Consider the following 16,818-nt stretch of genomic DNA (forward strand, 5'->3'; position numbering starts at 1 on the left):
AAGGGATTGGGGGGATCGAGTGTAAGCTTTGCGATCCACTGAGGTTAGCTATTGCGATCGAGTTTCTTTTCGGTGCGTTTAATCACCAGTAAGACAAAGATGGTGGCGATCGCCCCACTCAATGCCATAAACCACAGCCCACAACCCGCTGCCACGCCCAAAGATGCCGATACCCAGATTGCCGCTGCGGAGGTGAGTCCCTGGATTTTGACCTCATCGGGAGTGGTTCTGGATTTTGCAAAAATTTCTCCGGCTCCTAAGAAGCCAATGCCAGACACGATGCCTTGAATGATGCGGCTGGTGTTTTCGAGAGCATTGGGGCTGAGTTGCAGCCCTGTCATCACAAATAGAGAGGCTCCTAGGCTGACGAGCATGTGGGTACGCAGACCTGCGGGTTTGCGATCGATCTGTCTCTCTAGCCCCACCAAGCCACCCACAAAAAGGGCAAGGCTCAATCGAGCTAGGGTACTGAACCAATCTGTAGGATCTAGGGGAGGCATGGCGAAGCGACAAATGTTCTGATTCTCTGATTCAAGGTACACCTGCGCATATATGCACCTGCAAATATGCGCGACACATATACGACCGCCAAAGCAAGTTAGCTCCAGTCTTCTCGCTGGTTGCTGCGCCCTCGGTAAATCTGAGAGGTCTGATGAATTTGGCGGGTTTTGGCAAATAGCGCTTCCTCAGTAAGCTGCCATCGGTTCAGTACTTTTTCCATGTCGGCCTGAATATCTCTGGCTCCGGGAAAGCCCCGATAGCGGATGCGTAGACGAGCCAGTTCTGCCAAATTGTAATCGCTAGGCTCTCCGGCTAGAAGCGTATTGGCAACCTGGCGATCGCTCTCCCACTGGGGATGCTGCTGATCTTTAGGCTGCTGGTTTTTGGAGGTCGGTTCTGCCATAGGGGGTGTAATGTCCAGAGCACGATATTCAAAGCACGATATTCAGAGAAAGTAATAGTAGCTAAAGATATCGCCTCTGAACCTACTTTCTGAAATAGACTTCTCGCAGATTAAAGTTTTGGGATTAAGTTTGGTGAAGGCTGCGCCTCCACCCAGCTTAACTTGCAGCTTAATTTGCAATAAATCTAATATTTAGAACTCTCGAAACATAAAGAAAGGTCTAAACTCCGGGCGGAATACCGGGGTTTGTGAGATGATCAGTAATGGTCTAGAATTTTGCAGTTAAAGCGAATTTCGTACTTAAAGCGACAGACAGGAAGTTCAGTTATGGCACTCCGACTCGGCGACACAGTCCCCAACTTTACTCAAGCCTCTACCCACGGCGACATTGATTTCTTCGCATGGGCAGGCGATAGCTGGGTTATTCTCTTCTCTCACCCCAAAGACTTTACTCCAGTTTGCACCACTGAGCTGGGTACAGTGGCAAAGCTCAAGCCCGAATTTGACAAGCGCAACGTTAAGGCATTGGCGCTTAGCGTTGATGACGTAGACTCTCACAAGAGCTGGGTGGGTGACATTGAAGAAACCCAGGGCACCGCGCTCAACTACCCGATTTTGGCAGATCCCGATCGCAAGGTGTCTGATCTCTATGACATGATCCACCCCAATGCCAACAACACGCTGACGGTGCGATCGGTATTCATCATCGACCCCAACAAAAAGCTTCGCCTGACCTTGACCTATCCAGCCAGCACCGGACGCAACTTTGACGAGCTACTGCGGGTGATTGACTCACTCCAGCTGACAGATTATTATAGTGTTGCGACCCCGGCAGACTGGAAAGATGGCGACGATTGCGTCATTGTGCCTTCCATCACCGATCCGGCAGAGCTAGAACAGAAGTTCCCTAAGGGCTATACGGCGGTTAAGCCTTACCTGCGGATGACTCCTCAGCCTAACAAGTAAGATGCGGCTAAAAGAGCTGCTTTGTCTGTTTTATAGACGGGGCAGCTCTTTTAGCTTATTTGCTTTAGAACGCGAAGGCAGGATTGTTTTCTGCCGCTACATTGGGATGATCGGGCGATCGAGCGGGTAAGGGCTTCACTCCACGCGTTATCTGATGAACCCACCACACTTGCTCTGTTCGCACATCCTCAAATCCAGCCGCCCCCATCCAGGCATCAAGGTTGCCTTTGGCATAGGCTTTGATGTAAGGCTCTTCAAAAATTTCCGTTAGCCATTCAGTTTGGCGCAGCGTGGACTGATTGCCGTCAAAAATTAGCGCTTCTCCACCGGATTTCAGCAGACGCAAGCCCTCGCGTAGGATATTTTTTGAAACTTCGGGTGGCGTTTCGTGAAATAGAAGTGCCGCCGTCACCACATCAAAACTTTCGGTGGCAAAGTTTGTGGCTTCAGCGTTGCCCTGCAAAAACGCGATCGCTACTTCAGCAGCGTTGGCCTTGTCGTCGGCAACAGCCAGCATATAGGGCGAGAAATCTAGCCCAATCACCTCAGCCTGGGGGAATTTCTGCTTCAGCATCAGCGTCATCGAACCTGTGCCACAGCCCAAATCCAGAATGCGACGCGGATAGCAGCGAATGCGATCGATCAACTCCTGCCGCACCCAGGCTTCATTGGGCGGCAGCACATACTGGGTAATCGGATCATAGGACAGAGCGGCTCCTAGGCTAAGATAGCCCCCTTCCACGCCATGAAAGTTGTGTGCCTGGTAGTAGTTAGGATAGGTGAAGTTGGGCTGGCGGAAGCGATTGCTGACCTGTTCCCAATCGCGGCTCTTGTAGTAGCGCATCAGGGCATCGCGATCGATCAAGAAATTCTGGAAGATTGGGGCAAGAAAGCGTTCAAAAATCGTGTCTTTGCGAACCGCCATAAGAATCACTGTGAGGATAGGTTTGCGAGGCTCTGTTGAAAAGTTTAATAAATCCCAACTCAAAACGGGGATTCCTTGCAGCAAGCTATTGACAATTGTAGTGCTTGTAGCATATATGTAGTATATGTCTATATCTGGTGAGAGCTGTTGCCATGAAACTTGCTGAAGCCCTGATTCTGAGAGCCGACTGCCAAAAGCGGCTGGCACAGTTGCAGCAGCGCCTAGTTAGAAGCGCCGTTATTCAAGAGGGTGAAGCCCCTCCTGAAAATCCACAGGTTCTCATTGCCGAAGTGGATGCAATCGTCACTCAGCTGACGCGCCTGATTCAGCAAATTAACAAAACCAATGCCCTGACCGTGTTTCAAAACGAGGAGACGATCGCCGATGCTCTGGCTGCACGAGATACCCTGTTACTGAAGCAACGCGCCTACAACACTTTGGTTGATGCGGCGGCTAGCACCGTTAACCGCTACAGCGCTTCAGAAATTAAGCTGATCAGCACCGTTAATGTGGCAGATTTGCAGACCCAAACCGATCGCCTTGCCCGCGAAATTCGGCAGTTAGATACGCAAATTCAGCAAGCTAATTGGAATATAGAACTGATGGAGTAGCTGAATGAAATCTTGATCAAAAATCAGCCTGTTGGTAGCCAACTCGATAGAAGCGAGCATAGCTTACTTGGTACCCAAGGGTTCCAATCCGTTGACCCACTAGGGGCAGGGGTTCTCTCACAAGTTACGCCCAGTACTGTTACATCTGTACCGTGTACTGCGTACTGTTACTACCAAATGCTGGTCTATTGAAGGCGAGGGTGGGTTAGGGGAAACAGGCTGATTCTTACTATGCTGAAACGCATTGACCATCAATACGCCCGGTCTGCGAGAGCTACAAATCTGGGCAGGTGAAGATAGTCTTCAGAAAGTCTTTGCTGATACTTGAGGCTCGCCGCTTTCAGGACTGTCAACAGGAACGACCAGAGTGCAGGAGGCGATCGCCTAGGGAAGACTAAACCTTTCCCGCTTAGCCACCCAAAATTCCAGCAAGAGCCGAACCCTCTAACGCGCAGACAGAATCAGCGGGCACAGCTCGAAGAAAAAGCTCGTTGGAAGCAGGCACATAAGACCTGAAAACAACACTATAAGCATCAATAAACAAGCGCAGGTAAACTCAAATGCCTTACGAACAGGTTCCCTTTAAAACTCGTGCGCCCGTCCTTTCCTGGGCAAATCATGAGCTAGGCAATGAAGAAATCAAAATGGCGAAAAATGTCGCCTCTCTACCTTTCGTGTTTAAGCATGTGGCGCTGATGCCGGATGTTCATCTCGGCAAAGGGGCATTGGTGGGTTCGGTGGTGGCGACGCAGGAGGCGATCGTCCCCGCAGCGGTTGGGGTGGATATTGGCTGTGGCATGGCGGCGATCAAATTGCCTTTTGAGGGCGATCGCCTGGAGGGCAAGCTGAAGCAAATTCGCCTTGATCTAGAGGCAGCAATTCCTGTTGGCTTCAGCGAAAACAAGGAGATCGAGAAATCTGTCACTAATTGGCAGGGCTGGCAAGACTTTAAAGAACTGCATATGGGAGTGCAGCATCTAGAGTCAAAAGCCATGAAACAGCTTGGCTCCCTCGGCGGCGGCAACCACTTTCTGGAGGTTTGTCTGGACGCTAATAATCAGGTGTGGCTGATGCTGCACTCTGGCTCCCGCAACATCGGCAATATGCTGGCACAGCGTCATATTGGCACTGCCAAAGACCTAATGAAGCTGAGCGATACCCAGTTGCCCGACCCCGATCTGGCATACTTCGTCCAGGGCACAACAGAATTTGTCGCCTATTGGCGCGATCTGCAATGGGCACAGGGATACGCCAAATTTAACCGTGAGGTGATGATGGCGCGTTTCCAAAAGGTGGTGGAGAAGCATGTAGCGGGCGGCAAGCCTACCAAGCCGCTGCTGCAAGTCAACTGCCATCACAACTATGCCGAAAAGGAAGTCCACTTTGGCGAAGAGGTCTATGTGACTCGCAAGGGAGCTGTGCGCGCCCGTGAGGAAGACTATGGTATCATTCCGGGTTCAATGGGGGCACAGTCCTTCATTGTGAAAGGGAAAGGCTGCGCCGATAGCTATTGCTCTTGCTCTCATGGGGCAGGGCGGCTGATGTCGCGCAACAAAGCCAAGCTCAACTTCACCCTAGATGACCTGATCCAGCAAACGCGAGACGTAGAGTGCCGCAAAGACGAGGGCGTTCTGGACGAAATTCCGGGAGCCTACAAGCCGATCGCCCAGGTGATGAAAAACCAGGCAGATCTGGTGGATGTCGTCGCCACCCTAAAGCAGGTGGTTTGCGTCAAGGGATAGAGGGATAGATGGGTGTGTGGGTAGATGGGAATCGACTCATCCACCCATCGACTCATCCACCCATCGACTCATCCACCCATCCTTTGCTTCCCCCTAGCGGACTTGAGCAATCACCGTGCGGTGGCGCGGACTGTTGCAGGTCAGGGTCGGTGGCGTGAATCCGGCATCGGCGATCGCCTGCTCTAGATCCAGCGTGAAGTATTGATCTAAATAGGGTTCCGTACTTTTGAGCAGCGTCAAGATGTAGGGCGGCATCTTGGCGTATATCTCCGATTTCGGGTTCATGTCCATGATGCTGAGGTGCCCGCCCGGACGCAGCAAGCGACGCGCCTCTTTCAGAATGGCGATCGCTGCACTCTGAGGCAATTCATGAAACATCAGATGGGTGGATACCAGGTCAAATGAGGCATCCGGCAGCCCAGTTGATTCGGCAGCGGCATGGAGCCAGTGAATCGGCTTTTCGGTGCTGACGACATTCTGAGCGCGGTATTGGGCGATCGCTAAAAAATAGGGTGACAAGTCCAAACCTGTAATCTGCGCGTGCGGATAGATATCTTGTAGAGCAAACGTGCTCATGCCGACGCTACAGCCGAGATCGAGAATATCTTGAGGCGGCGTTGCGATCGCTGGCTGCATCACGGCATGGTAGCTTTGCCGCAGCATGGCATCGCCTTGTGCCCCCGCATCTGGAAAAATCCGCGCATGAACGGCATGAGCCGCCACCTCGACCTCCATTGCGGCTTCCCAGCTCAGGTTTCCCTGCTCATAGGCATGAAACGATCGCAAATAGTAGTCTGGATAGACCAGATCAGGGTTAAGAGTCTGGCGTAGAGCATCATCCCATTCAGGCGAAAACTCGGCTGCACTGTGGCGCGATCGCAAAACCTCCACTTCTTTGCGCCAATACACCCCAATCGACTCAGCGCGTTTAATCATCATCGATCTCGCCTGATGCTTAGCCAGATCAGAGAGGGGCTTGATGGATAAGATGCCGTTGATCAGGCGAGATAGCGTGTTGGAAGAATTGTTAGGAGAAACGTTTGCAGCAACCATATGCCTAAGCGGATTTATTGAAAAGGGCACTAGAGCATCCTAGCTGGAATTATGTAGCGATCGAGGCTTTTCCTTGCAAAAACTGAGGTGAAAGCTTTAGAAAAACGATCGTTAAGGACAGCGAACCTTTTTAGGCACAGGGCATCCGCTAAGCTAGATATATAAGTATTCTTCGCTGGATGAACTAGCAAACGCTTGGTGATGTTCTAGACATGTTGTTGATTTTTTTGAAAGGGGCGCTCCGCGCCCCTTTCAAAAAAATCAACAACACATTTGAAACACTACCTAAATGCTCCCTGTTCTAGCAGTTAGACATGACGCAGAGCCTTGATTTTGGCGTGATGATGCCCAATTACTGTTCAAATCTTAGTCAATCTTTCCCCTTTTCGGCATTTTCCCTCTTGCAAACGTTGATTCGGCAAATGGCTGAAGAGCTGAGGGCAGAGGTCTTTTCAGAAGTCAATCTGCTAAACGAAGGCTTGACCGCAGAGGCGATCGCGACTCACCTGCATGTCACTCATTTTACGCTCATGGTCTCGCCCGCTTTTAGCATTCTATTGCTGGGCAAGATAGCGTTCTCTCAAACGGAAACCGTTGCCCCCATGACGCTGACCTTTGAGCCAGAGGCAATCCGCGATTTTCTAGATCAGGCGATCGCGCTAGCGCGACCTCAAGCTCTGCTACAGAGGACATTTCAGCAGGTTCATACGCAGGTTCAGCCTAATCATGCCGGGACTCAAAGTGAATTTACGCTGCGCTTAGTGGCAGCCCTCTCAGCTCAGCTACCCATGCCTCAGCCTCTCGATCAGGTCAGTTCCGCCTCCTCGACTGAAAAGGCGTTGCTTCAGCAGATAAAGCAAGAGCGTTTACTCAATCAGGTTGCGGCTCAAATTCGTCAAAGTCTAGAGCTGCCTATTATTTTGCAAACGGCTGTAGAGCAGATGCAGCAGTGCTTAGAGGTCGATCGCCTGGTAATCTATCGCCTGAATCAAGCGGTTTCTGACGCCAAACCTGTAGAGATTCAAGAATCGTCTGATTACCCCGCTCAGCAGGGCGGCTCAGTTATTTACGAAGCCCGCTTGTCTACAGAAATTCCTTCAGTTCTGGACTTTTCTGAGGCACATTGCTTTGTGCAAACTTCGCGCTACCAAAATGTCCAGCGGCAAAATTTGGCAATTGCTGTCCAAGATGTGGAGGCTCGCTACAGAAAAATGCCCTGTTTTCTTGAGTTTCTCCAGCGGGCACAGATCCGATCAAAGCTGGTTGCGCCGATCACCATTGGCGATCGGATTTGGGGATTGCTGATTGCCCACCAGTGCTTTGAGCCACGCCAGTGGCAGGAGGGTGAGCAGAAATTCTTGCAGCAGATAGCCGAACATCTGGCAATTGCCATTAGCCAAGCCCAGCTCTATGCTGAACTGCAACAGCAAAAACAAACTCTGGAACAGCGCGTCATTGAACGAACACAAGCCCTGCAAGACATGGTACTTGCCTCGCAGTCTGCCAACCGAGCCAAGAGCGAATTCTTGGCTTCCGTCAGTCACGAATTGCGTACGCCGCTGACCTGTATTATCGGCATGTCGGCAACCCTCCAGCGCTGGTCAGCAGAGACGTTGAGCGATCGTCAGCAAAGCTTTTTGCAGACCATCCACGATAGCGGTAAGCATCTGCTGGCGATGATCAACGACATTTTAGACTTGTCTCAAGCCGAAGCCAGTAAGATTGCTCTGAATTTGGAGGAATTTTCCCTTTCTCGGCTAGCTCAGCAAGCTCTGAAAACCTTCACTGGGCAGGCTGTCTTACAAGAGGTGAGCCTAGGACTTGATCTGCAAATTGAACCTGCGGGCGATCGCTTCATTGCCGATCCGCATCGAATTCGGCAAATCTTGTTCAACTTGCTGGGCAACGCTATCAAGTTTACGCCCAAGGGCGGCAAAGTGACGCTGTGCGTATTTGTGGAAGATAATCTGGCAGTTTTTCAGGTAAAGGATACAGGCATTGGCATTCCTGAACCTTTAATTCCTGAGCTGTTTCAAAAATTTCAGCAGCTAGACACGGGCTACCGTCGTCAGTATGAAGGCACAGGGTTGGGTTTGGCGCTGACTAAACAGCTTGTCGATTTGCATAGCGGCTCGATTCAGGTGAAATCGATCGAAGGCATTGGTACAGTTTTCACCGTTTGTATTCCCATGCAGCGATCGGATCAGCAAGAGCCTCTACTCAAGGAAGGTCTGCCCGAACCGCCGCAAGGACGGGTGGTTTTGATCGAACACAATGAGGAAACGGCAAACCTAATCTGCGATGTCCTCACTGCCGCGGGTTATCAGGTGATTTGGATGCTGGAAGGCTCTACCGCAGTCAGCCAGATTGAGGCTCTGCGACCGATCGCCGTTATCACCAATATGCAGCTGCCCGACATGGATGGCGATCGGCTGATTCATCGCTTGCGACGTAATCCGTCCACTCAGCACTTGAAGATTATTGCTTTAATGTCAACCGTTCCAGAATTTAGCTCCGAAGAGCAAAACTCTAAACTTAATACTGGAGACCTAGATGTAGACGGCTGGCTACCCCAACCTGTGCGTCCTGATCACCTGTTGCAAAAGTTAATGCATCTTGTAACCGCAAAGGAAAAGTAAAAGGGAGAAGCTTATATAAGGCATGGCTGAGTAGAGACATGAAAAATCCCTCTCCTAAACAGGAAAGGGACTAAAAATATGGCAACCGCCTTGGCGGTTAGGACGGGGACATTTTGGGTGGGGCGCGAAGCGCCCCACCCAAAATGTCCTAAGTAAACTGGCGACAGCTATAAAAGCTTGACCACAAACGTTTTCCGATCAATCTCACAGAGCCATCTGGCTTATCTCACTACCTCAGATTCAGTCTGAGCGATCGCCAGCAGCGTTTTTACCACCGAGTCAGGATTGAGGCTGATGCTATCAATCCCTTGCTCTACCAAAAACTTGGCAAACTCTGGGTAGTCGCTGGGTGCCTGACCGCAAATGCCGACCTTACGACCCTTTGCCTTCGCCTTTTGAATCACAACCCGCACCATAGTCTTGACGGCTTCACTGCGCTCGTCAAACACGTGAGCTACCAGCGAAGAATCGCGATCGACCCCTAAAGTTAACTGCGTCAAATCATTGGAGCCGATCGAGAAACCGTCAAAGATGTCGCCAAACTCATCCGCCAAGATGACGTTGCTGGGCAGCTCACACATGACATAGACCTGCAATCCGTTTTCGCCCTGCACCAGCCCGTTCTTCGCCATTTCTGCCAAGACCTTTCGCCCTTCTTCGGGAGTGCGGCAGAACGGAATCATAGAAATGGCATTGGTCAAACCCATCTCATCCCGGACGCGCTTCATCGCCTTGCACTCCAGCCCAAATGCCTCACTGTACTTGGGGTCGTAATAACGAGAGGCACCGCGCCAGCCCAGCATCGGATTTTCCTCATCGGGTTCAAACTGTCTGCCGCCAATTAAGTTGGCATACTCATTGCTTTTCAAATCCGACATACGGACGATCACCGGATTGGGATAAAAAGCGGCTGCCAGCTTGCCAATGCCCTGAGCTAACTTATCCACAAAGAAATCAGGCTTGTGGGCATAGTGCGCTGTGAGCTGAGAAATTTCCCACTTAGCGCCCTTGTCTCGCAGTTGATCAAAGTAGATCAGAGCAAGAGGATGAACCTTAATCTGATTGGCAATAATGAACTCTGATCTTGCTAGTCCCACACCGTTAGAAGGCAGTGCCGCTAGAGAAAATGCCTCCTGCGGATTGCCAACATTCATCAAAATCTTGGTGCGGATCTGAGGCAGCTCATCCAGATGCAGCTCCTCAACTTCATAGGGCAATAGCCCCGCGTAGATTTTGCCTTCATCACTGTCAGCACAAGAAACCGTAATCTCCTGACCATCTTGCAAAGTCTCGATCGCATCACCGCAACCCACTACCGCCGGGATGCCCAGCTCACGGGCAATGATCGCTGCATGGCAGGTACGCCCGCCCTGCTTTGTCACCAGGGCGCTAGCTTTTTTCATAATCGGCTCCCAGTCGGGATCAGTCTTATCGGCGACTAGAACTTCTCCGGGCTGGAACTCATCCAGGCGATCGACCTGCGTCAGCACCCTCACCTGACCTTGCCCAATCAAGTCGCCCACTGCCCGTCCGGTAAACAGCGGCTCTGGCGGATGGGAATCCTTCAATTTGTAGGTACGCAGAACGGTTCCAGATTTGCGCGACTGCACCGTTTCTGGACGCGCTTGGACAATAAACAGTTCACCTGTATGCCCATCTTTTGCCCATTCCATATCCATTGGCGTATCCCCGCCATGCACGCTGGAATAGTGGTCTTCAATCGTACAAGCCCAACGTGCCAGGGTAAGAATTTCGTCGTCGCTGAGAGCAAATTTCTGGCGATCGCTCTCCTCCACAGGAATATTTTTAACTAGCTTACCGCCAGTCGTGTCATAGACCATTCGCATATCTTTACTGCCCAGCCGCTTCTCCAGAATCGGCTTAAATCCAGTCTTGAGCGTCGGTTTGAAGACATAGTACTCATCTGGCACAACAGCACCCTGAACCACGTTTTCGCCCAGACCATAGGCTGCTGTAATGAGCGCCGCGTTTTTGAAGCCTGTCTCTGTGTCGATCGAAAACATAACGCCAGCGGTAGCCAAATCCGATCGCACCATCTTTTGTACGCCTACAGACAGCGCCACATCCAGATGATCAAAGCCTTGGGTGACTCGATAGGAAAGAGCGCGATCGGTGAATAAAGAGGCGTAGCAGCGATGACAGGCTTCTAGCACCGCATTCACACCTTGAATATTGAGATAGGTTTCCTGCTGTCCGGCAAAGCTAGCATCTGGTAAGTCTTCAGCTGTAGCACTAGAGCGAACCGCTACATCCAGATCTGCTCCCTGATCAACTCCATAGCGCTGAGAGAGTTCGAGATAGGCTTTCGTGATGGCATCTTCTAGCTCAGTTGGAAAAGGAGTGTTGAGAATCAGCGATCGGGCTTGCTTACCCCGCTCTTGCAAATTGGCAATATCATCAACATCTAAGTCAGATAAAAGCTGCCGCAGCCGCGCTTCCAATCCTGCATTTTCAATGAAGTAGCGAAATGAATAAGCAGTGGTGGCAAATCCTGTTGGGACATTCACCCCTTTGGATAGGAGCTGCCCAATCATTTCTCCCAAGGAGGCATTTTTTCCACCTACTAAATGGATATCTGCAATGCCCACTTCTTCAAACCAAAGAACCAAAGACTTTTCCCTAGAACCCTGACTAATCGGGTTCGCGCTAGGTTGATGGGCAATAATCATGAATCTGCTCCTGACAATAATTGCAACTAAAAGCTTGCGATCAACTCTGCGGTGGCTCTGAAGGATGAAAGATTGATGCGATAAGACCGATTTAGCCCTGATTCAACTCTGTAGCGACAAAAGCTGAGCAGGGATTCAGGTTCTACACAATCTCCAGATCCAGGACGCATAGCTAACTCTAAAATAGGCGATCGAAATCCAGTAAATTAACGCTAACGCATCCTTAGAAAAACATGGAACGTTAGTATACCTTTGTAACAATATCCTCAGAATAGCGATCGCGCTTCCCCCCTTCGAGAGAGCGGAGCAATTTTTTCAAAGTTGTCCATTGTTGCTCACAACTAAAAATCTGGACTCTGCATCGCGTCCCAGCATCTTCCCTCTTCCCAAAATCTGCCCGTTTGCTCACAGGCGTCTTGGGTTTGTAGCCAGGGAATCGCAGTTGGGTAAATATTGTCACGCTGAGACGCGGCAAGAGCGAGCTGAAGCAACCCATAGATGACTGTGCATCCTAGTGACAAGATTATTAAAGCAGTCAGAGTAGCAAGGGCTTTATGACTATTGCCTAGGGAGTATCTTTGAGCCGAGCGGCGTTCTCTACCCGCTAGAAAAACCACATAAAAACGACGAGGATAGCTAGGAATGGATAAGCGAATATCAATCGAGTGGCTATTTTTCCAATTCACTTGATGACAGGCAAGCTTTAGCGCACTAAGTTGGTCGGCGGTGAAGGTGACTTTTGCTTCAGGTAAGATTCGAGCCATAATTTTCTCAAATGAGTCATCAGCTCTTTGATGGAAGGTTTTGTAATCAGGCATAAATTTCAGCTTAATGTAGCAGGTTCAACCTGCATTTTGGCTCAGCACTGCTGATTTTCTATCGGTAACATTCGTGATCTTTGCTACAAAATTTCCTAAGTCTACAATTCTTTACAAATACTGTGTTGCTTCTGAGAAGCTACTTTGCCAGACTCTATCTTTGCAAAAGGGGTTTCACCTCCTTGACTCCCTTGAAAATCTTGGCTAGCCAAAATCTGCCCAAATCGTATCAGTCGGTACTGCCCATTCCTAGCGTGATCTGCCCATAATGTGACAAAGGATGAAGGAGAGATTGGAGTGAACGCAGCAGAGCAGGCGATCGGTCTAGACTTAGCCACTAAAATTGCGGCTGTTGTGACTCTATTTAAAGCGCAGTTTCCCGATGCGCGCGCAGACCTGAAGCCCTGGGCAAATGATCCTGATACCAGAGAACAAACCGATCCTGACTCCATTGATATTGGCTTTCATTTACCGGGCTGGAGTCGCTCTATTCAAAGCCGTAGTATTTTGGTGCAAATTCGCTTCTACAGTGATTCAGTAGAGGATGCTGCTGCATCTCGACGGGCGATCGGTCTAGAGGTAGCAGGATTCACGCATTTGGGCGAGCAGTGGAGGCTGTCCACCATCAAAGACTGGAGGTTTATCGGCTCCAAGGCGCCAACAGATGAGGTTAGAGAGAAGCTGAAGCTCTTTTGTCGCCAGATTTTTGAGCTGTTCAATGGCGATGTTAAGCAGTAGCACTTACAGATGAGGCAGCCTGCGCTGAGGCAATGGCTTCAGGAATCGGCAATTCATCAAACAGCACTGTGCCTTCTTGATAGATCGGTAAATCAAACCAAAAGGTGGTGCCAGCTCCCACTTCGCTAACTAAGTGCACTTGACTGTGGTGCTTCTCGATAATGTTCTGCACGATCGATAATCCCAGCCCAGTACCCTCTAGAGTGTGGACTCGATTTTCGACTCGGAAGAAGCGATCGAAAATAGCCTGCTGATCTTCTGGATCGATGCCGATTCCTGTATCGACAACCTCAATTCGAACCTGCATGGGTTGGGGCTGAACGGGTTGGACGGACTGGTGATGGCTGGATGAGTCATGGCTGAGCTGATGACTAGGCTCTGGCTCCAAGGCATAGGCTCGAATCGTTACTGAGCCACCTGCTTCCGTAAACTTCAGCCCATTCCCGACTAAATTAGAGAACACTTGCAGCAGCAAATCGTAATTACCTAACACAGAAGGCAGATCTGGCTGAATATCCTGCATCAGCTCAATTCCCTTATCTCTGGCGTTGAGGCGATGGGTTCGCAAAGTCTGCTCGATCGGTTGAACAATCTCAACAGGTTCCAGGTTGTAGCGGCGGTGAGACTCTAGCTTAGACAAATCGAGAACGTCATTAACCAAACGGGTGAGGCGATCGGTCTCTCGGTTAGCCGTTTCTAGAAATTCGCGTTTTTCTACCTCACTCAGATCTTCGCCGTACTCATGCAGCGTTTCGATAAACGACTTTATGTTGAACAAAGGCGTACGTAATTCGTGGGAGACGTTGCTGATGAACTGGCTCTTAGCTTCGTTTAACTCGACTTCACGAGTGATGTCTTGCACTGTAATAGCAATGCCGCGAATATTCTCACGGTACTGATCAAAGACCGTATTCAGCAATATTCGTACCGTGCGACTGATCGGATCAGGAATCGTAATGCGGTACTCTGCGCCGTCCTTCAGCTCATCGGAGGCGCTGCCAGAAGCCAACTGGTAGAGGGGGCGAGTCAGCTCCACTTTGACCGCGTTGGGCAGATGGTAGAGCACATTTTTACCGATGATTTCCTCATGGCTCTCCCAGCCAAAAATCCGCTGAGCCGTCGGATTCGTGAGGATAACGTTCATGTCGGTATCTAGCAAAACCGCCCCATCAGCGATCGTCGATACTAGAGTTTCCAGCTTGGCTTTTTCGGCGGTCAGTTCATCAATATTCTGTTCGTCATAGCTCTCTAAGCGCTCTGCCATTTCATTGAAATTGAGAATTAGCTCTCCCAACTCACCCCGCACAGGCAGATCGACTCGCTGCCTAAAATTTCCGGCTGCAATGTTTTTCACGCCCAACAGCAGCTCTTTAATCGGCTTCGTGATAATGAGCGCGTTAAATACGGCGCCCAGAATCACCATGACCCAGATCGAGATAAATACGGCGATCGTCACGTCTCGCGTCAAGTACGAAGAGGCAACTACTGTGGGATTGGGGTTAATGCCGATCGCCATTACGCCCAGATATTTGCCGTTGTGATTCAGGGGCACAAATACATCTGTCACTTCTCCATCGGGCGTAATATGTTGCCGCACCATGGGTTCCTCAGCGTTCTCAGCATAATTTTCAGGAAGCTGAATCCGCCGTCGGATCGTCAGAGAATTTTGAACCTCAGACTCTGAGTAGGGAATGCCAAAGAAAATCTCGCCGTCTTCGTCCGCGTAAATCATGTAGCGAACGCTAGAGGTGCTGCCGAAGAAGCTGTGGGAAAAACGGGCAAGTTCTGTCCGGTTGCTCTCGCTGACTAAAGGAGCGACATTGGCTGCCAGCAACAGCCCTAAATCTCGCCCAAAACGAGTGTCATTCAAGCGAGCATCCTGCTGAATGGTGTTGACCGCCCAAAAGGTCAAACCGCTCATCAGCAGCGACACCACCAGAGTTGCTGCCGCCATAAGACGAGTCTGAAGGGTGAAGTCTGACCACCAGCGGGCGATCGTTTCTCGAATTTTGATCAGCAGGGCTACCAAGGTTGCTTACTTTGACTTTGCTTAATTTTAACGTTGCTTAAGAATACTTTACCTCGTTCGACTCTAACCCATAAAGGCGCAGGGCAGTTACCTCGCTCTGCTCTTCAGAATCCGATGACCAATATCTTTGCGGTAATACAAGTCTCTAAACTCTATACATTCCACGGCTTCATAGGCATGGGCAATCGCCGTCTCAAAAGTTTCCCCTAGAGCCGTCACCGCCAAGACTCGCCCTCCATCGCTCACCAGCTGATCTTGCTTCAGCTTAGTTCCAGCATGGAAAACGATCGTTCCAGATGCCACACCCGATGCTTCTGCTTGTTCAATGCCCTGGATGGGATAGCCCTTCTTGTAGGTTTCAGGGTAGCCGCCTGCCGCAATTACCACACAGGCAGCGGATTCAGCTTTCCAGGCTAGGGGCGGCAACTGTTCTAAACGCTGCTCGACGCAGGCAAGCAGCACCTCATCTAGCGGAGTCTCCAACAGCGGCAGCACCACCTGAGTTTCAGGATCGCCAAAGCGACAGTTAAATTCAATCACCTTTGGCTCTCCCTCAGGCGTGATCATTAACCCTGCATAGAGAACGCCCCGATAGTCAATGCCTCGGCGGCGTAAAGCGGCGATCGCTGGCTCCAATATCTCAGTCTGAATCCGCTCCATTAGCGACAGAGAAACTACTGGCGTGGGGGCGTAGGCACCCATGCCGCCTGTGTTGGCTCCCGTATCGCCCTCACCAACTTGTTTGTGATCTTGGGCGGGCAGCAGCGGACGAATCGTCAGACCATCTGTGATTGCCAGAATAGATACTTCCTGCCCTATCAGGTATTCCTCAATCAAAACTTGCTGACCCGCTGCCCCAAACTGACCACCAAAGCTTTCTTCTACAGCAGCGATCGCTTCCTCTACGGTCATAGCCACCGTTACGCCCTTCCCAGCAGCCAAGCCATCTGCCTTGATAACGATCGGTGTGCCTTGAGTTCTTACGCTCTGAGATTCGGCATCCTGAGATTCGGCATCCTGAGATTTGATGTAGGCGATCGCACTAGCGGCATCTGTGAACACTTCTGATGCCGCCGTTGAAATCTTGGCTTCTCGCATCAACGCCTTTGCCCAAGCCTTGCTAGACTCAATTTGCGCCCCAGCCTGAGTAGGACCAAAGACGGTTAGATTCTGCTGCTGTAAGTAGTCCGTAATTCCTTCTGCTAGGGGAACTTCCGGCCCGACGACAATCAAGCCCGTGTTGTTGACCAATGCCAGACGGGCAATACCTTCAAAATCACTAACCCCCATGGCAATATTGCGACAGCGATCGAGCTGTGCCGTACCCCCATTGCCAGGAACGCAGAAAACTTCTTGGACTCGTGGCGATTGCAGAAGCTTCCATGCAAGGGCGTGTTCTCGTCCACCGTTCCCAACTACCAAAACTCTCACGCTTTGTTCACCCTTGCTGGCATTTCTTGACCTTTCACCCAAATAATTCCCATAATTTGAAGCTCTGAAGCAAAGATACGTCCTAAAACCTACTTCTTTAGAAAAATTCTTTAGACAAAAGATTTAACGTCAGAGAATCACGTGGGCAGAATCAACCATACCTTAGAATAATTAATTTAAGCCGATTCATAAATGTCTATTTCAGATTAAGACTTTTCTGAAAGTCCCGAAGTAGGGTTGAAATTGGCGAAAATTAAGTTGGCTAGATTTTG

At 50.4% G+C, this 16,818-nt stretch carries 13 protein-coding genes; 5 read left to right on the plus strand and 8 right to left on the minus strand.

Annotation, left to right across the window (positions count from 1 at the left end):
- Positions 1 to 44: 44 nt before the first annotated feature.
- Positions 45 to 500 carry an MgtC/SapB family protein gene (locus AC5JMP_RS12695; RefSeq protein WP_495851836.1) on the minus strand — a complete coding sequence of 152 codons (456 nt, stop codon included), beginning with the start codon at positions 498 to 500 and terminating at the stop codon, positions 45 to 47.
- 98 nt (positions 501 to 598) lie between these two features.
- Entirely contained in the window at positions 599 to 904 is a 306-nt protein-coding gene (locus AC5JMP_RS12700) for a DUF3288 family protein (RefSeq protein ID WP_495851837.1), read from the minus strand.
- Between the two features lie 327 nt (positions 905 to 1,231).
- Between AC5JMP_RS12700 and AC5JMP_RS12705 the strand changes: the two genes are divergently transcribed.
- Positions 1,232 to 1,870: a peroxiredoxin gene (locus tag AC5JMP_RS12705; protein ID WP_495851838.1), complete on the plus strand. Its 639-nt coding sequence runs from the start codon at positions 1,232 to 1,234 to the stop codon at positions 1,868 to 1,870.
- A 64-nt stretch (positions 1,871 to 1,934) separates the two neighbouring features.
- On the opposite strand, the gene AC5JMP_RS12710 is transcribed toward AC5JMP_RS12705, so the two are convergent.
- The gene (locus AC5JMP_RS12710; RefSeq protein ID WP_495851839.1) at positions 1,935 to 2,795 is read right to left on the minus strand and encodes a class I SAM-dependent methyltransferase; all 861 of its coding nucleotides are present in this window, start codon (positions 2,793 to 2,795) and stop codon (positions 1,935 to 1,937) included.
- Between the two features lie 152 nt (positions 2,796 to 2,947).
- Between AC5JMP_RS12710 and AC5JMP_RS12715 the strand changes: the two genes are divergently transcribed.
- Positions 2,948 to 3,406: a DIP1984 family protein gene (locus AC5JMP_RS12715; protein WP_495851840.1), complete on the plus strand. Its 459-nt coding sequence runs from the start codon at positions 2,948 to 2,950 to the stop codon at positions 3,404 to 3,406.
- Between the two features lie 560 nt (positions 3,407 to 3,966).
- Positions 3,967 to 5,148: an RtcB family protein gene (locus tag AC5JMP_RS12720; protein ID WP_495851841.1), complete on the plus strand. Its 1,182-nt coding sequence runs from the start codon at positions 3,967 to 3,969 to the stop codon at positions 5,146 to 5,148.
- A gap of 93 nt (positions 5,149 to 5,241) precedes the next feature.
- Here the strand turns inward: AC5JMP_RS12720 and AC5JMP_RS12725 are convergent, their stop codons facing one another.
- Positions 5,242 to 6,201, minus strand: coding sequence for a class I SAM-dependent methyltransferase (locus AC5JMP_RS12725; protein ID WP_495851842.1), 960 nt, complete (start codon positions 6,199 to 6,201; stop codon positions 5,242 to 5,244).
- A gap of 314 nt (positions 6,202 to 6,515) precedes the next feature.
- Here AC5JMP_RS12725 and AC5JMP_RS12730 point away from each other — a divergent pair, with 314 nt between their 5' ends.
- A complete protein-coding gene (locus tag AC5JMP_RS12730) occupies positions 6,516 to 8,840 on the plus strand; it encodes a hybrid sensor histidine kinase/response regulator (protein ID WP_495851843.1) in 2,325 nt (774 codons plus the stop codon).
- A 221-nt stretch (positions 8,841 to 9,061) separates the two neighbouring features.
- On the opposite strand, the gene ppsA is transcribed toward AC5JMP_RS12730, so the two are convergent.
- Positions 9,062 to 11,530 (minus strand): phosphoenolpyruvate synthase, encoded by a 2,469-nt coding sequence (gene ppsA / locus AC5JMP_RS12735; RefSeq protein WP_495851844.1) that lies wholly within the window; start codon positions 11,528 to 11,530, stop codon positions 9,062 to 9,064.
- A gap of 341 nt (positions 11,531 to 11,871) precedes the next feature.
- Positions 11,872 to 12,294: a hypothetical protein gene (locus AC5JMP_RS12740; RefSeq protein ID WP_495851845.1), complete on the minus strand. Its 423-nt coding sequence runs from the start codon at positions 12,292 to 12,294 to the stop codon at positions 11,872 to 11,874.
- Positions 12,295 to 12,645: 351 nt separating this feature from the next.
- Here AC5JMP_RS12740 and AC5JMP_RS12745 point away from each other — a divergent pair, with 351 nt between their 5' ends.
- Complete coding sequence (locus AC5JMP_RS12745) at positions 12,646 to 13,086, plus strand: Tery_1686 family protein (RefSeq protein WP_495851846.1); 441 nt, start codon at positions 12,646 to 12,648, stop codon at positions 13,084 to 13,086.
- Here AC5JMP_RS12745 and nblS read toward each other — a convergent pair.
- Together nblS and purD are read right to left on the minus strand one after the other, a co-directional pair.
- Entirely contained in the window at positions 13,076 to 15,115 is a 2,040-nt protein-coding gene (gene nblS, locus AC5JMP_RS12750) for a two-component system sensor histidine kinase NblS (RefSeq protein WP_495851847.1), read from the minus strand. The genes AC5JMP_RS12745 and nblS overlap by 11 nt on opposite strands.
- Positions 15,116 to 15,202: 87 nt before the next feature.
- A complete protein-coding gene (gene purD / locus AC5JMP_RS12755; protein WP_495851848.1) occupies positions 15,203 to 16,546 on the minus strand; it encodes a phosphoribosylamine--glycine ligase in 1,344 nt (447 codons plus the stop codon).
- Positions 16,547 to 16,818 lie beyond the last annotated feature (272 nt).

It is taken from the genome of Drouetiella sp., from assembly GCF_059504425.1.

Coding starts and splice junctions, on each gene's coding strand:
- AC5JMP_RS12695 (WP_495851836.1), bottom strand. CDS start 500: ATGCCTCCCCTAGATCCTACAGATTGGTTCAGTACCCTAGCTCGATTG.
- AC5JMP_RS12700 (WP_495851837.1), bottom strand. CDS start 904: ATGGCAGAACCGACCTCCAAAAACCAGCAGCCTAAAGATCAGCAGCAT.
- AC5JMP_RS12705 (WP_495851838.1), top strand. CDS start 1,232: ATGGCACTCCGACTCGGCGACACAGTCCCCAACTTTACTCAAGCCTCT.
- AC5JMP_RS12710 (WP_495851839.1), bottom strand. CDS start 2,795: ATGGCGGTTCGCAAAGACACGATTTTTGAACGCTTTCTTGCCCCAATC.
- AC5JMP_RS12715 (WP_495851840.1), top strand. CDS start 2,948: ATGAAACTTGCTGAAGCCCTGATTCTGAGAGCCGACTGCCAAAAGCGG.
- AC5JMP_RS12720 (WP_495851841.1), top strand. CDS start 3,967: ATGCCTTACGAACAGGTTCCCTTTAAAACTCGTGCGCCCGTCCTTTCC.
- AC5JMP_RS12725 (WP_495851842.1), bottom strand. CDS start 6,201: ATGGTTGCTGCAAACGTTTCTCCTAACAATTCTTCCAACACGCTATCT.
- AC5JMP_RS12730 (WP_495851843.1), top strand. CDS start 6,516: ATGACGCAGAGCCTTGATTTTGGCGTGATGATGCCCAATTACTGTTCA.
- ppsA (WP_495851844.1), bottom strand. CDS start 11,530: ATGATTATTGCCCATCAACCTAGCGCGAACCCGATTAGTCAGGGTTCT.
- AC5JMP_RS12740 (WP_495851845.1), bottom strand. CDS start 12,294: ATGGCTCGAATCTTACCTGAAGCAAAAGTCACCTTCACCGCCGACCAA.